This is a genomic window from Embleya sp. NPDC005575 (genome assembly GCF_040605455.1).
In the GTDB taxonomy this organism is placed as follows: Bacteria; Actinomycetota; Actinomycetes; order Streptomycetales; family Streptomycetaceae; genus Embleya.
The window spans coordinates 41,030-58,396 of sequence record NZ_JBEXCV010000044.1; the positions used below are offsets into that span (position 1 = coordinate 41,030).

Genomic DNA, 17,367 nt, shown 5'->3' on the forward strand with positions numbered 1-17,367 from the left:
GTGAAGCGCCACCTGATCTCGGCCGCGGACCTCACCCGCGACGACGCCATCCTGATCCTCGACACCGCCGAAGAACTCGCGCACATCGCCGAGCGGCCGATCAAGAAGCTGCCGACGCTGCGCGGCCGCACCGTGGTCAACCTGTTCTTCGAGGACTCCACCCGCACCCGCATCTCGTTCGAGGCCGCCGCCAAGCGGCTGTCCGCGGACGTGATCAACTTCTCCGCCAAGGGCTCCTCGGTCTCCAAGGGCGAATCACTCAAGGACACCGCGCTGACCCTGCAGGCGATGGGCGCCGACGCGGTGGTCATCCGCCACCACGCCTCCGGCGCGCCGCACCGCCTGGCCGGCTCCGGCTGGCTGCGCGGCTCGGTGGTCAACGCCGGCGACGGCACCCACGAGCACCCCACCCAGGCGCTGCTCGACGCGTTCACCATGCGGCGCAGGCTGGCCGGCGGGCGCGGTGATCTCGACGGCCGCCGAATCACCCTGGTGGGCGACGTCCTGCACAGCCGGGTGGCCCGCTCCAACGTGCTCCTGCTGGCCACCCTGGGCGCCGAGGTCACCCTGGTCGCGCCGCCCACGTTGCTCCCGATCGGCGTGGAGAGCTGGCCCTGCACGGTCTCCTACGACCTGGACGCGCCGCTGCCCAAGAGCGACGCGGTGATGATGCTGCGCGTGCAGCGCGAGCGGATGAACGCCGCGTTCTTCCCCACCGAGCGCGAGTACTCGCGCCGCTACGGCCTGGACCTGCGCCGGATGGCGATGCTCCCCGAGCACGCCATCGTGATGCACCCCGGCCCGATGAACCGAGGCATGGAGATCGCCGCCGAGGTCGCCGACTCGACCCGCTCGACCATCGTCGAGCAGGTCACCAACGGCGTCAGCGTGCGGATGGCGGTCCTGTACCTGCTCCTGGGCGGCAACGAACCGGCCCTGAGCGCCTCCAGCACCCCGAGCACCGGCACCGAGGAGAGCACCAAGTGAGCACGTACCTGATCAAGGACGCCAAGGTCCTCGGGGGCGACGCGTCCGACGTGCTCATCCGCGACGGCGTGATCGCCGAGATCGGCACCGGCCTGACCGCCGACGGCGCCACCGTGATCGAGGCCGCCGGGCAGATCCTGCTGCCGGGCCTGGTCGACCTGCACACCCACCTGCGCGAGCCCGGCCGCGAGGACGCCGAGACGGTCGCCACCGGCGCGAACGCGGCGGCGCTGGGCGGCTTCACCGCCGTGCACGCGATGGCCAACACCGACCCGGTCGCGGACACCGCCGGCACCGTCGAGCAGGTCTGGCGGCTCGGCCAGGAGACCGGCCGCTGCGACGTGCACCCGGTCGGCGCGGTCACCGTGGGCCTGGAGGGCAAGCGGCTCGCCGAATTGGGCGCGATGGCCGACTCGGCCGCGCGTGTGCGGGTGTTCTCCGACGACGGCAAGTGTGTCGACGACGCGGTGATCATGCGGCGCGCGCTGGAGTACGTGAAGGCGTTCGACGGCGTCGTCGCCCAGCACGCGCAGGAGCCCCGACTGACCGAGGGCGCCCAGATGAACGAGGGCACCGTCTCCGGCGAACTGGGCCTGCGCGGCTGGCCCGCAGTCGCCGAGGAATCGATCATCGCCCGCGACGTGCTGCTCACCGCGCACGTCGGCTCGCGCCTGCACGTGTGCCACGTCTCCACGGCGGGCTCGGTGGAGATCCTGCGCTGGGCCAAGTCCAAGGGCTGGAACGTCACCGCCGAGGTGACCCCGCACCACCTCCTGCTCACCGACGAACTCGTGCGCAGCTACGACCCGGTCTACAAGGTCAACCCGCCGCTGCGCACCGCCGCCGATGTCACCGCGCTGCGCGAGGCGCTCGCGGACGGCACCATCGACGCGGTCGCCACCGACCATGCCCCGCACCCCAGCGAGGACAAGGACTGCGAGTGGGCGGTCGCCGCGATGGGCATGCTCGGCCTGGAGACGGCCCTGTCCATCGTGCAGGAGACCATGGTCGACACCGGCCTGCTCGACTGGGCCGGCGTCGCCGACCGCATGTCCGTTCGCCCCGCCGCGATCGGCCGACTGGACGGGCATGGCCGCCCGGTCCGGGTCGGCGAGCCCGCCAACCTGGTGCTGGTCGACCCGACTCCACGGCGTACGGTCGAACCGTCCGAACTCGCCTCGCGCAGCCGTAACACCCCCTACGCCGGACTGGAACTGCCCGGCAAGGTGGTCGCCACGTTCCTGCGCGGCGTACCCACGGTGATCGACGGGAAGCTCGCGTGACTTCAGGCACCGCCCACCACGACCTGCTGCTGCTCGCCACCGAACACAAGTCGGCGGCGGTGACGAACTGGAGCGGTCGCATCCTCTGGATCGGCATCTGCCTTGTCTTCGTGCTCGGTGTCTACCTGCTGATGTGGCGCGCGTGGAAGAAGCGCGGGCAGCGCCAGGCGGCGCTGCCCGCGCTGCCCACCGCGCCCGAGGCCGGCGGCGCGCCGCTGCTGCCGCCGCTGGTCGGCCGGTACTTCGGCAGCACTACTGCCGGCAACTGGTTGGACCGGGTGGTCGCGCACGGCCTGGGCACCCGCAGCCCGGTCGAGCTGACCCTGCGCCCTGACGGCCTGGTGGTCGAGCGACCCGCCGCGACCGACTTCTTCGTACCCGCCGCGGCGCTGACCGGGGTGCGACACGAGAAGGGCCTCGCCGGGAAGGTACTGCCCGAGGGCGGCCTGCTGGTGATCACCTGGACGCACGGCGACACCTCGCTCGACTCGGGCTTCCGCAGCGACCACCCGGACGACCACGACGCGTGGATCGAGACCATCACCCGGCTGATCGCCGGGGAACTGCCGGCGACCGCCGGCACAGCAGCACGGAACCACCAGGAAGGATCGGTCACGTGACCGCAATGACCGGACGGGCCACGACGCCTGCGGTGCTCGTCCTCGAGGACGGGCGCACGTTCCGCGGCAGCGCCTACGGCGCGGTGGGGGAGACGTTCGGCGAGGCGGTGTTCTCCACCGGGATGTCGGGCTATCAGGAGACCCTGACCGACCCCTCGTACCACCGCCAGGTCGTCGTGATGACGGCCCCGCACGTCGGCAACACCGGCATCAACGACGAGGACCCCGAGTCGTCCCGGATCTGGGTCTCCGGCTACGTCGTCCGCGACCCCGCCCGAGTGCCCTCCAACCACCGCTCGCGCCGCTCGCTCGACGACGAGCTGGTGCGCTACGGCGTGGTCGGCATCAGCGGCATCGACACCCGCGCGTTGACCCGCCACCTGCGCGAGCGCGGCGCGATGCGGGTCGGTATCTTCTCCGGCGACGCCGCGGGGGCGGACGAGGCCGCACTGCTGGAGCGGGTGCGCACCAGCCCCGAGATGGCCGGCGCCGACCTCGCCGAGCAGGTCAGCACCGACGCCGCCTACGTGGTGCCCGCGATCGGCACCAAGCGCTTCACCGTCGCGGCGCTGGACCTGGGCATCAAGGGCATGACGCCGCACCGGATGGCCGAGCGCGGCATCGAGGTGCACGTGCTGCCCGCGACCGCCACGCTGGACGAGGTCAACGCCATCGCCCCCGACGGCGTGTTCTTCTCCAACGGCCCCGGCGACCCGGCCACCGCGACCCACCAGATCGAACTGCTGCGCGCCGTCCTGGCCCAGGGCACCCCGTTCTTCGGGATCTGCTTCGGCAACCAGTTGCTCGGGCGCGCGCTGGGCTTCGGCACCTACAAGCTCAAGTACGGCCACCGCGGCATCAACCAGCCCGTGCAGGACCGCACGACCGGCAAAGTCGAGGTGACCGCGCACAACCACGGCTTCGCCGTGGACGCGCCGCTGGACACCGTCTCGGACACCCCGTACGGGCGCGCCGAGGTCAGCCACGTGTGCCTCAACGACGACGTCGTCGAGGGCCTGCGGCTGCTGGACCGACCCGCGTTCAGCGTGCAGTACCACCCGGAAGCGGCGGCCGGACCGCACGACTCCGCCTACCTGTTCGACCGTTTTGCGACGCTGATGGAGACCAAGAGTGCCTAAGCGCAACGACCTGAAGTCCGTCCTGGTCGTCGGCTCGGGCCCGATCGTCATCGGCCAGGCCGCCGAGTTCGACTACTCCGGCACCCAGGCGTGCCGGATCCTCAAGGCCGAGGGCCTGCGGGTGATCCTGGTCAACTCCAACCCGGCCACGATCATGACCGACCCGGAGATCGCCGACGCGACCTACGTCGAGCCGATCACCCCCGAGTTCGTCGAGAAGATCATCGCCAAGGAGCGCCCCGACGCGCTGCTGCCCACCCTGGGCGGGCAGACCGCGCTCAACATCGCGGTCTCGCTCAGCGAGAACGGCGTGCTGGAGAAGTACAACGTCGAGCTGATCGGCGCCAACCTCGACTCGATCCAAAAGGGCGAGGATCGCGACCTGTTCAAGGGCGTGGTCGAGCGGGTGCGGGAGAAGATCGGGCACGGCGAGTCGGCCCGCTCGGTGATCTGCCACTCGATGGAGGACGTGCTCGGCGGCGTCGAGACGCTCGGCGGCTACCCGGTCGTGGTCCGTCCGTCCTTCACCATGGGCGGCGCCGGCTCCGGTTTCGCGCACGACGAGGAGGACCTGCGCCGGATCGCCGGCCAGGGCCTGACCCTGTCGCCGACCACCGAGGTGCTCCTGGAGGAGTCCATCCTCGGCTGGAAGGAGTACGAGCTGGAGCTGATGCGCGACAAGCACGACAACGTCGTGGTCGTGTGCTCGATCGAGAACTTCGACCCGATGGGCGTGCACACCGGCGACTCGATCACCGTCGCGCCGGCGATGACGCTGACCGACCGCGAGTACCAGACCCTGCGCGACGTCGGCATCGCGGTGATCCGCGAGGTCGGCGTTGACACCGGCGGCTGCAACATCCAGTTCGCGATCAACCCCGAGGACGGCCGGGTGATCGTGATCGAGATGAACCCGCGCGTATCCCGCTCCTCGGCGCTGGCCTCCAAGGCGACCGGCTTCCCGATTGCCAAGATCGCCGCGCGGCTCGCGATCGGCTACACGCTGGACGAGATCCCCAACGACATCACGAAGGAGACCCCGGCCAGCTTCGAGCCCTCGCTCGACTACGTCGTGGTCAAGGTCCCGCGCTTCGCCTTCGAGAAGTTCCCGGCCGCCGACGACCGCCTCACCACCACGATGAAGTCGGTCGGCGAGGCGATGGCGATCGGCCGCAACTTCACCGAGGCGCTGAACAAGGCGCTGCGCTCGCTGGAGAAGAAGGGCTCGCAGTTCGACTTCGTGTCGGAGCCGGGCGCCAAGGACGAATTGCTCGTCGCCGCCGAGAAGCCCACCGACGGCCGGATCAACGTGGTCATGGACGCCATCCGTGCGGGCGCCACGCCCGAGGAGCTGTTCGAGGCCACCCGGATCGACCCGTGGTTCCTGGACCAGATGTACCTGATCCACGAAATCGCCGGCGAGGTCCGCGATGCGGCCGAGCTGACCCCCGAGGTGCTGCGGCTGGCCAAGCGGCACGGCCTTTCGGACATGCAGATCGCGGCCATCCGGGGCATGCGCGAGGAGGTCGTGCGCGAGGTGCGCCAGGCCCTCGGTGTGCGTCCGGTGTACAAGACCGTGGACACCTGCGCCGCCGAGTTCGCCGCGCGCACCCCGTACCACTACTCGTCCTACGACGAGGAGACCGAGGTCGCGCCGCGCACCAAGCCGGCGGTGATCATCCTGGGCTCCGGGCCGAACCGGATCGGGCAGGGCATCGAGTTCGACTACTCGTGCGTGCACGCCGCGTTCGCGCTGCACGACGCCGGCTACGAGACCGTGATGGTCAACTGCAACCCGGAGACCGTCTCCACCGACTACGACACCTCCGACCGGCTCTACTTCGAGCCGCTCACCCTGGAGGACGTGCTGGAGGTCGTGTACGCCGAGACCCAGGCCGGACCGGTCGCCGGCGTCCTGGTGCAACTCGGCGGGCAGACCCCGCTGGGCCTCGCGCAAAAGCTCAAGGACGCGGGTGTGCCGATCGCGGGCACCTCGCCCGAGGCGATCCACCTCGCCGAGGAGCGCGGCGCGTTCGGCCGGGTGCTGGCCGAGGCCGGCCTGCTCGCGCCCAAGCACGGCACCGCCTTCTCCTTCGGCGAGGCCAGCGCGATCGCCGCCGAGATCGGCTACCCCGTGCTGGTGCGGCCCTCGTACGTGCTCGGCGGGCGCGGCATGGAGATCGTCTACGACGAGCCCTCCCTGGCCACGTACCTGGAGCAGAACGCCGGTCTGGTCAGCGACCACCCGGTGCTCGTCGACCGCTTCCTCGACGACGCGATCGAGATCGACGTGGACGCGCTCTACGACGGCGAGGACCTCTACCTCGGCGGCGTGATGGAGCACATCGAGGAGGCCGGCATCCACTCCGGCGACTCGGCCTGCGCGCTCCCGCCGATCACCCTGGGCGCGCACGACATCAAGCGGCTGCGCGCGGCCACCCTGGGCATCGCGCGCGGTGTCGGGGTACGTGGCCTGATCAACATCCAGTTCGCGCTCTCCGGCGACATCCTCTACGTCCTGGAGGCCAACCCGCGCGCCTCGCGGACCGTGCCGTTCGTGTCCAAGGCGACCGCCGTGCCGCTGGCCAAGGCCGCCGCGCGCGTCTCGCTCGGCGCCACGATCGCCGAACTGCGGGCCGAGGGCCTGCTGCCCGCCGAGGGCGACGGCGGCACACTGCCGATGGACGCGCCGATCGCGGTCAAGGAGGCGGTCCTGCCCTGGAACCGCTTCCGCGACACCAAGGGCCGGGGCGTCGACACCGTGCTCAGCCCGGAGATGCGCTCCACCGGCGAAGTGATGGGCATCGACGCGGTGTTCGGCACCGCGTACGCCAAGTCCCAGGCCGGCGCCTACGGCTCGCTGCCGCTCAAGGGCCGTGCGTTCGTCTCCTTCGCCAACCGGGACAAGCGTTCGATGGTGTTCCCGGTCAAGGCCATGCACGACATGGGCTTCGAGATCCTGGCCACCGAGGGCACCGCCGAGGTGCTGCGCCGCAACGGCGTGCCCGCCACCGTGGTGCGCAAGCACAGCGAGGGCGCGGGCCCCGACGGCGAGCCGACCATCGTGCAGCTGATCCACAGCGGCCGGGTCGAACTGATCGTCAACACCCCGTTCGGCACCGGCGGCCGCCTGGACGGCTACGAGATCCGCACTGCGGCGGTCACCCGGGGCATCCCCAGCATCACCACGGTGCAGGGCTTCGCCGCGGCGGTTCAGGGCATCCAGTCGCTGATCGCCGGCGACATCGGGGTCCGCTCGCTCCAGGAGCACGCCGACCACATCACGTCCCACCGAAAGGGCTGACGACACCGATGGCACTTCCCCTGCAGGTGCAGGCGGAGATCGTCGCCCGCGAACCCGCGGGCGCGTACCACCGCATGGTGCTGCGCGCCCCCGGGATCGCCGCCCGCGTCGAACCCGGTCACTTCGTCGCGGTGGCGATCGGCGGTGTGGACTCGGCGATGCTGCTGCGCCGCGCGTTCTCGATCCACCGGGCCGACCCGGCCGCGGAGACGATCGACGTGGTCTTCGCCGAAGCCGGCCGCGGCACGCGCGAGCTGGCCCGACTGCGAGTCGGCGACAGCGTGAACGTGGTCGCGCCGCTGGGCACGCCGTTCCCGCTGCCGGCCGAGCCGGTCAGCGCGGTGATGGTGGCCGGCGGCTACGGCAGCGCACCGATGTTCGCGCTCGCCGAGAAGATCGTGGCCGAGGGCGGCTCGGTCGCCTTCGTGCTCGGCGCGGCGACCGCCGAGCGCTTGTATGGCGTGGATCAGGCGCTCGCGATCACCGAGGACGTCGTGGTCACCACCGACGACGGCTCGGAGGGGGTACGCGGCTTCGTCACCGGGCCGCTGCCCGAGGTGCTCACCGCCGTGCAGGCGGGCGTCGTCTACGCGTGCGGGCCGATGGGCATGCTGCGCGCGGTCACCGACGTGGCCACGAAGCACGACGCGCGGGTGTTCACCGCGGTCGAGGAATCGATGGCGTGCGGCGTCGGGGTATGCATGACATGCGTGCTCCCGGTGGTCGGCGACGACGGGGTCAGCCGGTTCGTCCGCTCGTGCGTGGACGGGCCGTGCTTCGACGGCACCAAGGTGCGCTGGAACGACGTCGGCACGATTCCGGCGGACATCGAGGGCGCAGCGGCGATGGGAGCCCACTGATGACCGACGGGTACGGCGGTTTCGCCGACAACGACGACGCCGGCGGCTTCGACGAGCCGCCGCCGTCCACGATCATGCTGCCCGGCGGCGGGATCGACCTGGCCACCCGGCTCGGCTCGACGCTGCTGCCGAATCCGGTGACCACGGCCTCGGGCTGCGCCGGCTACGGCAAGGAATTGGCCAAGTTCTTCGAGCCGGCCGCGATCGGCGCGGTGGTCACCAAGACGATCATGCCGTACCCGCGCTCGGGTCGGGCCACCCCGCGGATGGCCGAGACGCCGTCCGGGATGCTCAACTCGATCGGCCTCCAGGGCCCGGGCATCGACGCCTTCGTCGAGCGCGACCTGCCCTGGCTGGCGGCGCGCGGCGGACGCACCATCGTGTCCATCGCGGGCGGCCACGTGGACGACTTCGTGGCGCTGACCGAGCGGCTCAAGGGCGCGCCCGGGGTGGTCGGCATCGAGGCCAACATCTCGTGTCCGAACGTGGCCAATCGGGGTCAGGTGTTCGCCTGCAACCCGGCCACGTCCTACGACGTGATCCGCGCGGTTCGCGACGCGGCCGACCCGCTGGTGCCGGTGCTGGCCAAGCTGTCGCCGGACGTGACGTCGATCGTGGACATCGCCCGGGCCTGCGTGGAGGCGGGCGCGGACGGCCTGTCGATGATCAACACGCTGCTCGGCATGGTGATCGACACCGACACGATGAAGCCGGTGCTGGCGGGCGTCACCGGTGGGCTCTCCGGCCCGGCGGTGCGGCCGGTCGCGGTGCGCTGCGTCCACCAGGTGCACGCGGCGATGCGGGACGGGCAGATGGCGCAGGTGCCGATCGTCGGCATGGGCGGCATCCGGACCGGCCTGGACGCGCTGGAGTTCATCCTCGCGGGCGCGGCGGCGGTGTCGGTGGGCACGGTGATCTTCAACGACCCGTCGGCGCCGGTGCGGATCCTGGACGAGTTGCGGGCGGCGCTGATCGCACGCGGTTTCGGATCGCTGGAGGCGGCGATCGGGTACGCGCACCGCTGAGTGCTTCGTGGCAGGTGACGGGGATGCCGGTACGGACGGGGTTCGTGCCGGCATCGCCGTGTCCGGACGGCGATCGGGCCGGCGCCCGGGCCGGCGAACGGACGAATTTTCGATGTCGACGAGAGTGGGATTTCGATGAGCAACCTCGCACCCGTGGCGGTGGCCCTGGACGCCCCGGACCCGGACCGCGCGCTCGCGTGGGCCAAGGCCGTGGGCCCGTATGTGAGCACGGTCAAGGTCGGCTTGGAGGTGTTCCTGCGGGACGGCGCGGACGCCGTCCTGGGCGCGCGCGAGGCCAGCGGCGGACGGGATGTGTTCCTGGACCTCAAACTGCACGACATCCCGAACACGGTGGCGGGCGCGGTGCGTTCGGTCGCGCGGTTGGCGCCGACGTATCTGACCGTGCACGCGAGCGGCGGTAGCGCGATGATCCGCGCCGCGGCGGACGCGGCGCCGGAAGTGAACATCGTCGGGGTGACGGTGCTGACCTCGATGGCCGAGGAGGACCTGGCCGCGATCGGTCTGGCGGGCCCCTCGATCGAGGCGGCCCGACGGCTGGCCGGGCTCGCGGTCGCGGCCGGGGCGCGCGCGGTCGTGTGTTCGCCGCGCGAGGTCGCGGCGGTGCGGGCCGAGGTGGGCCCGGGCATCGTGCTGATCACCCCGGGGGTGCGGCCGGCGGGCGCGGCGCTCGGCGACCAGAGCCGGGTGGCCACACCGGAACAGGCATTGGCCGACGGCGCGGACCTGCTGGTGATCGGGCGGCCGATCACGGGTGCGCCGGATGTCGGTGCGGCGGCACACGCGATCGGGGCGGGTCTGGCGGCGCGTTAGTGGCTCGCGGTACCACCCGGGGCGCTCTCCGCTCGGGGCCGCCCGGGTGGACGCCGCGCGAACGCCGGACGGCTCGTGGATGCCGCTGTGGCGTCCGTGTGGAGCGCGGCCGGGCTCCCGAGGGTCACGGGGCCGAGTGCGGCCGACGGGCGCTCCGAGGGCCGTCCCGGGCCGCCGTGGCGGCCCTCGTGCGTCGACTCGCGGGCTCCGACCGTGCGGGTCGCCCGGCGTACGGGACCCGAGCCGGGACGCCGTGCGCAAGAGCGCCGGGAGGGGGCGCGGAGGTGCGGTCGGGCCCGCCGATCGCCCCGAAGTAGTCCGACGCTCCGTCAGGTACCGGTTTTGCCGCAGGTAGCCGGGCTTTTCCCATCGATTCGGGCGACGCGGACCGATTCGCCGACTAGGCTCCCTCGTGAGCCGGCCCGGTGGAGTGTCGCGCGTTGCCGCGAACGCTCTGACCAGCTAGGTTCCACTGTTTGTTGGTGGCCGTCCGAGCCGGGCGGCCTTGAGGATCGCAACGAAGTCCGAGGTGACACGGCGTGGCTCTCCCACCCCTGACCCCCGAAGAACGCGCGGATGCGCTCGCTAAAGCCGCTGCGGCTCGGCGGGAGCGCGCCGAGGTGAAGAACCGGCTCAAGAACTCCGGTGCTTCGCTCAGCGACGTCATCAAGGAGGGCAAGGACAATCCGGTCGTGGGCAAGATGAAGGTATCGGCCCTCCTGGAGTCCCTCCCCGGCGTCGGCAAGGTGCGCGCCAAGCAACTCATGGAGAAGCTGAACATCTCCGAGACCCGGCGCGTCCGTGGTCTCGGCACGAACCAGATCGCAGCACTCGAACGGGAATTCGGTGGCTCCGCGTCCTGACGCGGGCGCCGGCTCCGATCCCCGTACCGTGCACGGCACCCGTCGACTCACCGTGCTCTCCGGCCCCTCCGGGGTCGGCAAGAGCACGGTGGTCGCTGACCTGCGCCGCCGTCACCCCGAGGTTTGGCTGTCTGTGTCCGCGACCACACGCAAGCCCCGTCCAGGGGAGAGCGACGGTGTGGAGTACCACTTCACCGACGGCGATCAGTTCGACAAGCTGATCGCCTCGGATGAACTGCTCGAATGGGCCGAATTCGCCGGGAACCGATATGGGACCCCGCGACTGCCCGTGCTCGAACGGCTTGACGCCGACGTTCCGACCCTGCTCGAAATCGACCTGCAGGGCGCCCGGCAGGTACGTCAGGCGATGCCCGAGGCACGCCTGGTGTTCCTCGCCCCGCCCTCGTGGGACGAATTGGTCCGCCGTCTGGTGGGCCGGGGGACCGAATCCCCCGAAGTCATCGAGCGGCGCCTGGCCGCCGCGAAGGTCGAGTTGGCCGCGGAATCCGAATTCGACGTGACGCTGGTCAACACGTCCGTCGAAGACGTCGTACGCGAACTGCTAGCCTTGATGAACGTATCTTGATCGTCCGGGCTGCCCGATAGACGAAAGGCAGCCCGACTTTCACTCACAGCTTTTCGAAGGGCCCCCGCCTTGTCAGCTTCTTCCACCGCACCCGAGGGCATCATCAACCCGCCCATCGACGAGCTTTTGGAGGCGACCGACTCCAAGTACAGCCTCGTCATCTACGCGGCGAAGCGTGCTCGGCAGATCAACGCCTACTACTCGCAGCTCGGCGAGGGCCTGCTGGAATACGTGGGTCCGCTCGTGGACACGCACGTGCACGAGAAGCCGCTGTCGATCGCGCTGCGCGAGATCAACTCGGGCATGCTGACCGCCGAGCCCATCGAGGGCTGAGCGAGTCACGCGACTCGACGGCGCCGTATCTGCGCTGTATCGCTGAACTGCTCGACGCGTTGGGCCCGACGGTGTTCCGTCGGGCCCTTCGTGCGTTTCGACTCGTACACGCCGCGTCCCGACCGGTTGCCTTGACCCTTCATCGCCGATGGCGTACCTGTGGGCGGCGACACGCGACGCGCAGGCGATCCGGAGGGTGGGCGACGAGGGTGGACCGGATCGAGAGCGGCGCGGACGCGCCGAAGGCGGGCAGGCGTGCGCTGCCGGTGGACACGTTGCTGGACGTGCCGCTGAGCCGTGCCGGCGACCGGGCCCGGGAACTGGGCGAGGCGGGCTTCGACGGGGTGTTCACCTTCGAGGGCCCCACCGACGTGTTCCTGCCGTTGGTGCCGGCCGCCGCGGCGGGCGTGGACATCATGACCAACATCGCGGTGGCCTTCCCCCGCAGCCCCACCCACCTCGCGCACACCGCGCACGACCTGCACCTGGCCTCGCACGGCCGGTTCCGCCTCGGCCTGGGCACCCAGATCCAGGCCCACATCGAACGCCGGTACGGCGCGAAGTGGTCGCGCCCGGTGGCCCGGATGGCCGAGACGCTGCGCGCGGTCCGCGCGGTGCTCACGTGCTGGCAGCGGGAGACGCCGCTGGACTTCCACGGCGAGTTCTTCGACCTCACGCTGATGCCGCCGACGCTGCGACCGGGTCCGAACCCGTACGGGCTGCCGCCGCTGCTCGCGGGCGGGGTGGGCCGGCGGATGATCACCATGGTCGCCGAGCACGCGGACGGGTTGCTGGTGCACCCGCTCAACACCGACCTGTTCGTGCGCGGTCCGGTCACCGACGCGGTGAAGGACGGCCTGGTGCTCTCCGAACGCGGCCGGGAGCAGTTCTCGGTGATGCTCGACGTGATCGTCGCCGCCGGGCGCACCGAGGAGGAGATGCGCGCCGCGGTGAAGGGGGCCAGGGCGATGGTCGCGTTCTACGCCTCCACGCCCGCCTACCGGCCGGTGCTCGACGTGGAGGGCTACGGGCCGCTGCAGGCCGAGTTGCACGCGCTGATCCGGGCCGGCCGCTGGCCGGACATCCCGCACGCGATCGACGACACGCTGCTCGGCCGGGTGGTGGCGATCGGCGAACCCAAGGACGTCGCGGCCCAACTGGCCTCGCGCGCACACGGGGTCGCCGATCGCCTGGGGTTCTACCTGCCCTATCGGGCCGACCCGGCGTGCGTGTCCGAGGTGCTGGACGAGCTGCGGGCGCTCACCTGAGGTGGGCGGTGAGTTGGTAGGGCGGTGGGTCGGTGTCGGCGCGGCGGGCTTTCGGCCGACCGCGCCGGGGTCCGGCTGTTGCTCGGGTTGCTCGAACTGCTCGGGTCGTTCCGATTGATCGGGTCGTCGCGGCTGCTTCGGCACGTGGTGTGCCGGTGCGGTCCCAGCCGAGTCGCCCCACCGCGCGGCGCAGGCGCTTGAGGTCGCGCAGGCGGCGTTCGTAGCCGGCGCCGATCACGATCAGGAGCAGGCCCGCCGTGCCGAGGACGGCCCAGCGCGGCACCGCGTCGTACACCGGCGCCAGGTGCGGCAGCAGGTGCACCAGCCCGACCGTGGCCGGCACAGCCGCGCCCGGGACCGGCACCGTCGAGGCACCCGCGTGCGCTGCGGTCATCGCCGCGTCGACGCCGCCGAGGGCGTCGGCGAAGGCGGCTGCGAGCGGCCGGATCAGGTGGCGGGCCGGGAGCGGAGTGTGTTGCTCCGGTTGGTCGGTCGGGCCGTCGCCGACGGCGCGGGCCGCCGGAGCGGCGTACGGGTTGTCGGCGTCGGCGTCGTGCGGTGGGTGGGCCGAGGCGTTCGGGACATCCGGGGTGCTCGTGGGGCTCGGGGTGCTTTCGGAGGGACTGCTCGGAGCTGTGCCGGCCTGCCGTGTCGGCGGGGTGGTCGCTTGGATCGGGTCGGAGAGATTGGCGGTGTCTTGTGCCGATACGTGATCGTCGGCCGCCACCGTGTGCTCCGGGGCGGTCGCCGGGCTCGGCTCGGGCGCGGGGCGTCCCGGCGACAGGACGGCGGTGATCGTGAGGCCGCCGGCGACGATCGCCCAGACCACGATCGAGGTCAGCGGGTGCGCCGTCGCCCACACCAGGGCCGATACGCCGTGCGCCAGACCGACGAGGGGCAGCAACGGCCGTACCCGCCAGGCGCAGCCCCAGCCGGCGGCCACCACCGGATGCCGGCCGAGCGCCGCCCACAAGGGCAGATCCAGGGCCGGCGGCAGGTACGAGCACCGCGAGGGGCCCGGCCCGGAAGTCGCGCGGCACCGCGAACAGCGGAGCCATCGCGACCAGGACCACGAACAGCAGACCGACGCCCGTCCACGCGAGCGGCAGATCCGACTCCTCGCCTACGGGCCGGGTGGCGAGCAGCACGGCCGTGGCCGCGAGCGAGCCGGCCATCGCGCTTGCGGACGCCAGGTGCCGCACCACGGGAGCCCGACGCAGGACGAACGCGATCCCGCCGGCGATCGCGGCGAGTCCCAGCATGGTGCCCGCCGACGCGTCGCTCGCGCCTTCGGCGAAGGTCAGGGTCACGGCGGTCAGGCAGTGGCAGAGCACGCCGACCTCGGCGACGATCCGCAGGCCGCGCGCGGCCTCGGCGTAGACCCGGCGCAGCAGCACGACGTCCGCCGCCCGCGGCGACGGCGCCCGGCCAGGCCGCCCGGGACGAGGGCGGGCGCCGCCCCGGCAACGGCCGCCCGGTCGACACGAGATCGAGGCGCGAGAGGTGGTGTCGTAGGCTCGCCGTGCCGGTCGGAACACGGGCCGGTCGCGACGAGGACCAGGAGCAGCGATGAGTACCGGATCCCGACCCCGTGTCGTCCTCGGCGTCGCCGGCGGCATCGCCGCGTACAAGGCGTGCGAACTGCTGCGCAGGTTGACCGAGTCCGGGCACGAGGTCCGGGTCGTGCCGACCGCCTCCGCGCTCAACTTCGTCGGCGCGGCCACGTGGTCGGCGCTGTCCGGGCAGCCCGTGGCCACCGGGGTGTGGGATGCGGTGCACGAGGTCCCGCACGTACGGATCGGCCAGAACGCGGACATCGTCGTGGTCGCTCCGGCGACTGCCGACCTGCTCGCCAAGGCCGCGCACGGCCTCGCCGACGACCTGCTCACCAACACGCTGCTCACCGCGCGATGTCCGGTGATCTTCGCCCCGGCGATGCACACCGAGATGTGGGAGCACCCGGCCACGGTGGAGAACGTCGCGACGCTGCGCCGACGCGGCGCGATCGTGATCGAGCCGGCGGTGGGCCGGCTGACCGGCAAGGACACCGGCAAGGGGCGGCTGCCCGATCCGGAACAGATCTTCCAGGTGGTCCGGCGTACCCTCGTGCGCGGAGTGACCGTGCCCGACCTGGTCGGCCGGCACGTGGTGGTCACCGCCGGCGGCACCCGCGAGCCGCTGGACCCGGTCCGCTTCCTCGGCAACCGCTCGTCCGGCAAGCAGGGCTACGCGCTCGCCCGCACCGCGATCGCGCGCGGTGCGCGAGTGACCCTGATCGAGGCCAACACCGGCCTGCCGGACCCGGCCGGGGCCGATGTGGTGCACGCGGGCACCGCACTCGATCTGCGCGACGCGGTGCTCAAGGCGGCGGAGGACGCGGACTGCGTGGTGATGGCCGCGGCCGTCGCGGACTTCCGCCCGGCGACCCGGGTCGACGGCAAGATCAAGAAGACGGACGCGGAGCCGGAGCCGATCGCGCTGGTCAAGAACCCGGACATCCTCGCCGAACTCGCCCGCGACCGGCTCCGGCCCGGCCAGGTCGTGGTCGGCTTCGCCGCGGAGACCGACGACGTACTCGCCAACGGCCGCGCGAAACTCGCCCGCAAGGGCTGCGATCTGCTCGTGGTCAACCGGGTGGGCGAGGAACTGACCTTCGGCACCGACGTGAACGAGGCGATCGTGCTGGCCGCCGACGGGAGTGAAACGCCGGTTCCGCACGGTCCGAAAGAGGACCTGGCGGACGTGGTGTGGGACCTCGTCGTGCCCCGTTTCGCCTAGTTCTCGTGTCCCGTTTCGACGGGTTCGTCGTTCGATTCGAACGCGCGATCGCGCCAGGTTCACACAAAGTGAGCAACGCCACGCCGTCCATGTCCTGGGACACCCCGTCCCTCGGCGGGGGTCTGGGGGATAAACTCGGGCCCAGTATTCGGTGGACCCGCCCGTCCCGACCTGTCCGGACGGCCCGGGTCCATCTGCCAGCCAGCAGCCGCTGCAACCCCAGGGAGCGATGTGTCCCGCCGTCTGTTCACCTCTGAGTCCGTGACCGAAGGTCACCCGGACAAGATCGCCGACCAGATCAGCGATTCCATCCTGGACGCGCTCCTCAAGGAAGACCCCAAGAGTCGGGTCGCCGTCGAGACGCTGATCACCACCGGCCAGGTGCACGTGGCCGGCGAGGTCACGACGCAGGGCTACGCCGACATTCCCACGATCGTGCGCGAGCGCGTCCTGGAGATCGGCTACGACAGCTCGAAGAAGGGCTTCGACGGCGCCTCGTGTGGCGTCTCGGTGTCCATCGGCGCGCAGTCGGCCGACATCGCCCAGGGCGTCGACACGGCGTACGAGAACCGGGTCGACGGCGACGAGGACGAGCTGGACCGCCAGGGTGCGGGCGACCAGGGCCTGATGTTCGGTTACGCGTGCGACGACACGCCCGAGCTGATGCCGCTGCCGATCACGCTCGCCCACCGGCTGGCCAAGCGCCTGGCCGACGTGCGCAAGAACGGGACCATTCCCTACCTGCGCCCGGACGGAAAGACCCAGGTCACCATCGAGTACGACGGCGACCGCCCGATCCGCCTCGACACGGTCGTGGTCTCGTCGCAGCACGCGGCCGACATCGACCTGGACTCGCTGCTCGCGCCGGACATCCGCGAGTACGTGGTGGAGCCGGAGCTGGGCGGCCTGGGCATCGAGACCGAGGGCTACCGCCTTCTGGTCAACCCGACCGGCCGGTTCGAGATCGGCGGCCCGATGGGCGACGCCGGGCTGACCGGTCGCAAGATCATCATCGACACGTACGGCGGCATGGCCCGGCACGGTGGCGGCGCGTTCTCGGGCAAGGACCCGTCGAAGGTGGACCGCTCCGCCGCGTACGCGATGCGCTGGGTGGCCAAGAACGTGGTGGCCGCCGGGCTCGCCCGTCGCTGCGAGGTGCAGGTCGCGTACGCGATCGGCAAGGCCGCGCCGGTCGGCCTGTTCGTGGAGACCTTCGGCACCGAGTCGGTGCCGGTGGAGACCATCCAGGCTGCCGTGGGCACCGTGTTCGACCTGCGCCCGGCCGCGATCATCCGGGACCTGGACCTGCTCCGCCCGATCTACGCGCAGACCGCCGCGTACGGCCACTTCGGCCGCGACCTGCCGGACTTCACGTGGGAGCGGACCGACCGCGTGGACGCGCTCAAGGCCGCCGCGGGCGCCTGAGCCGCCGGCTCTCCCCGCCCTGTGATTCGCCGCCGGCCGCGGCGCGGGCCCCTCGGGGTTCGCGC

At 71.6% G+C, this 17,367-nt stretch carries 16 protein-coding genes; 15 read left to right on the plus strand and 1 reads right to left on the minus strand.

Annotated features, from left to right (window positions below):
• The 12 genes from ABZS54_RS17350 to ABZS54_RS17405 all read left to right on the plus strand — a co-directional run bounded on the left by ABZS54_RS17350 (position 1) and on the right by ABZS54_RS17405 (position 13,099).
• Positions 1–987: an aspartate carbamoyltransferase catalytic subunit gene (locus ABZS54_RS17350; RefSeq protein WP_355535969.1), complete on the plus strand. Its 987-nt coding sequence runs from the start codon at positions 1–3 to the stop codon at positions 985–987.
• Positions 984–2,270, plus strand: a complete 1,287-nt coding sequence (locus ABZS54_RS17355; RefSeq protein WP_355535972.1) for a dihydroorotase — start codon at positions 984–986, stop codon at positions 2,268–2,270. The genes ABZS54_RS17350 and ABZS54_RS17355 overlap by 4 nt, the downstream gene beginning before the upstream one ends.
• A complete protein-coding gene (locus ABZS54_RS17360; RefSeq protein ID WP_355535975.1) occupies positions 2,267–2,890 on the plus strand; it encodes a hypothetical protein in 624 nt (207 codons plus the stop codon). Before ABZS54_RS17355 ends, ABZS54_RS17360 begins: the two co-directional genes overlap by 4 nt.
• A 5-nt stretch (positions 2,891–2,895) precedes the next feature.
• On the plus strand, positions 2,896–4,029 hold the full coding sequence (carA, locus tag ABZS54_RS17365) for a glutamine-hydrolyzing carbamoyl-phosphate synthase small subunit (protein ID WP_355536009.1): 1,134 nt from the start codon (positions 2,896–2,898) through the stop codon (positions 4,027–4,029).
• Positions 4,022–7,333 carry a carbamoyl-phosphate synthase large subunit gene (carB, locus tag ABZS54_RS17370; RefSeq protein ID WP_355535978.1) on the plus strand — a complete coding sequence of 1,104 codons (3,312 nt, stop codon included), beginning with the start codon at positions 4,022–4,024 and terminating at the stop codon, positions 7,331–7,333. Before carA ends, carB begins: the two co-directional genes overlap by 8 nt.
• 8 nt (positions 7,334–7,341) lie before the next feature.
• Positions 7,342–8,193, plus strand: a complete 852-nt coding sequence (locus tag ABZS54_RS17375) for a dihydroorotate dehydrogenase electron transfer subunit (protein WP_355535981.1) — start codon at positions 7,342–7,344, stop codon at positions 8,191–8,193.
• Positions 8,193–9,218 (plus strand): dihydroorotate dehydrogenase, encoded by a 1,026-nt coding sequence (locus tag ABZS54_RS17380; RefSeq protein WP_355535984.1) that lies wholly within the window; start codon positions 8,193–8,195, stop codon positions 9,216–9,218. Before ABZS54_RS17375 ends, ABZS54_RS17380 begins: the two co-directional genes overlap by 1 nt.
• A gap of 135 nt (positions 9,219–9,353) precedes the next feature.
• The gene (gene pyrF / locus ABZS54_RS17385) at positions 9,354–10,049 is read left to right on the plus strand and encodes an orotidine-5'-phosphate decarboxylase (RefSeq protein WP_355535987.1); all 696 of its coding nucleotides are present in this window, start codon (positions 9,354–9,356) and stop codon (positions 10,047–10,049) included.
• 539 nt (positions 10,050–10,588) lie between these two features.
• Positions 10,589–10,912, plus strand: a complete 324-nt coding sequence (mihF, locus tag ABZS54_RS17390) for an integration host factor, actinobacterial type (RefSeq protein ID WP_026218483.1) — start codon at positions 10,589–10,591, stop codon at positions 10,910–10,912.
• Positions 10,896–11,498 (plus strand): guanylate kinase, encoded by a 603-nt coding sequence (gmk, locus tag ABZS54_RS17395; protein WP_020551791.1) that lies wholly within the window; start codon positions 10,896–10,898, stop codon positions 11,496–11,498. Before mihF ends, gmk begins: the two co-directional genes overlap by 17 nt.
• A 69-nt stretch (positions 11,499–11,567) precedes the next feature.
• On the plus strand, positions 11,568–11,831 hold the full coding sequence (gene rpoZ / locus ABZS54_RS17400; protein WP_020551792.1) for a DNA-directed RNA polymerase subunit omega: 264 nt from the start codon (positions 11,568–11,570) through the stop codon (positions 11,829–11,831).
• Between the two features lie 209 nt (positions 11,832–12,040).
• Positions 12,041–13,099 (plus strand): TIGR03617 family F420-dependent LLM class oxidoreductase, encoded by a 1,059-nt coding sequence (locus ABZS54_RS17405; protein WP_355535992.1) that lies wholly within the window; start codon positions 12,041–12,043, stop codon positions 13,097–13,099.
• Here the strand turns inward: ABZS54_RS17405 and ABZS54_RS17410 are convergent.
• On the minus strand, positions 13,092–14,072 hold the full coding sequence (locus tag ABZS54_RS17410; RefSeq protein ID WP_355535994.1) for a hypothetical protein: 981 nt from the start codon (positions 14,070–14,072) through the stop codon (positions 13,092–13,094). The two genes, ABZS54_RS17405 and ABZS54_RS17410, sit on opposite strands and share 8 nt — an antisense overlap.
• 161 nt (positions 14,073–14,233) lie before the next feature.
• Between ABZS54_RS17410 and ABZS54_RS17415 the strand changes: the two genes are divergently transcribed.
• From ABZS54_RS17415 to metK, 3 genes are all read left to right on the plus strand, one after another.
• The gene (locus ABZS54_RS17415) at positions 14,234–14,479 is read left to right on the plus strand and encodes a hypothetical protein (protein WP_355535997.1); all 246 of its coding nucleotides are present in this window, start codon (positions 14,234–14,236) and stop codon (positions 14,477–14,479) included.
• Positions 14,480–14,668: 189 nt separating this feature from the next.
• Positions 14,669–15,877 (plus strand): bifunctional phosphopantothenoylcysteine decarboxylase/phosphopantothenate--cysteine ligase CoaBC, encoded by a 1,209-nt coding sequence (coaBC, locus tag ABZS54_RS17420; RefSeq protein ID WP_355536000.1) that lies wholly within the window; start codon positions 14,669–14,671, stop codon positions 15,875–15,877.
• 231 nt (positions 15,878–16,108) lie between these two features.
• Positions 16,109–17,302 carry a methionine adenosyltransferase gene (gene metK, locus ABZS54_RS17425; protein ID WP_355536003.1) on the plus strand — a complete coding sequence of 398 codons (1,194 nt, stop codon included), beginning with the start codon at positions 16,109–16,111 and terminating at the stop codon, positions 17,300–17,302.
• Positions 17,303–17,367 lie beyond the last annotated feature (65 nt).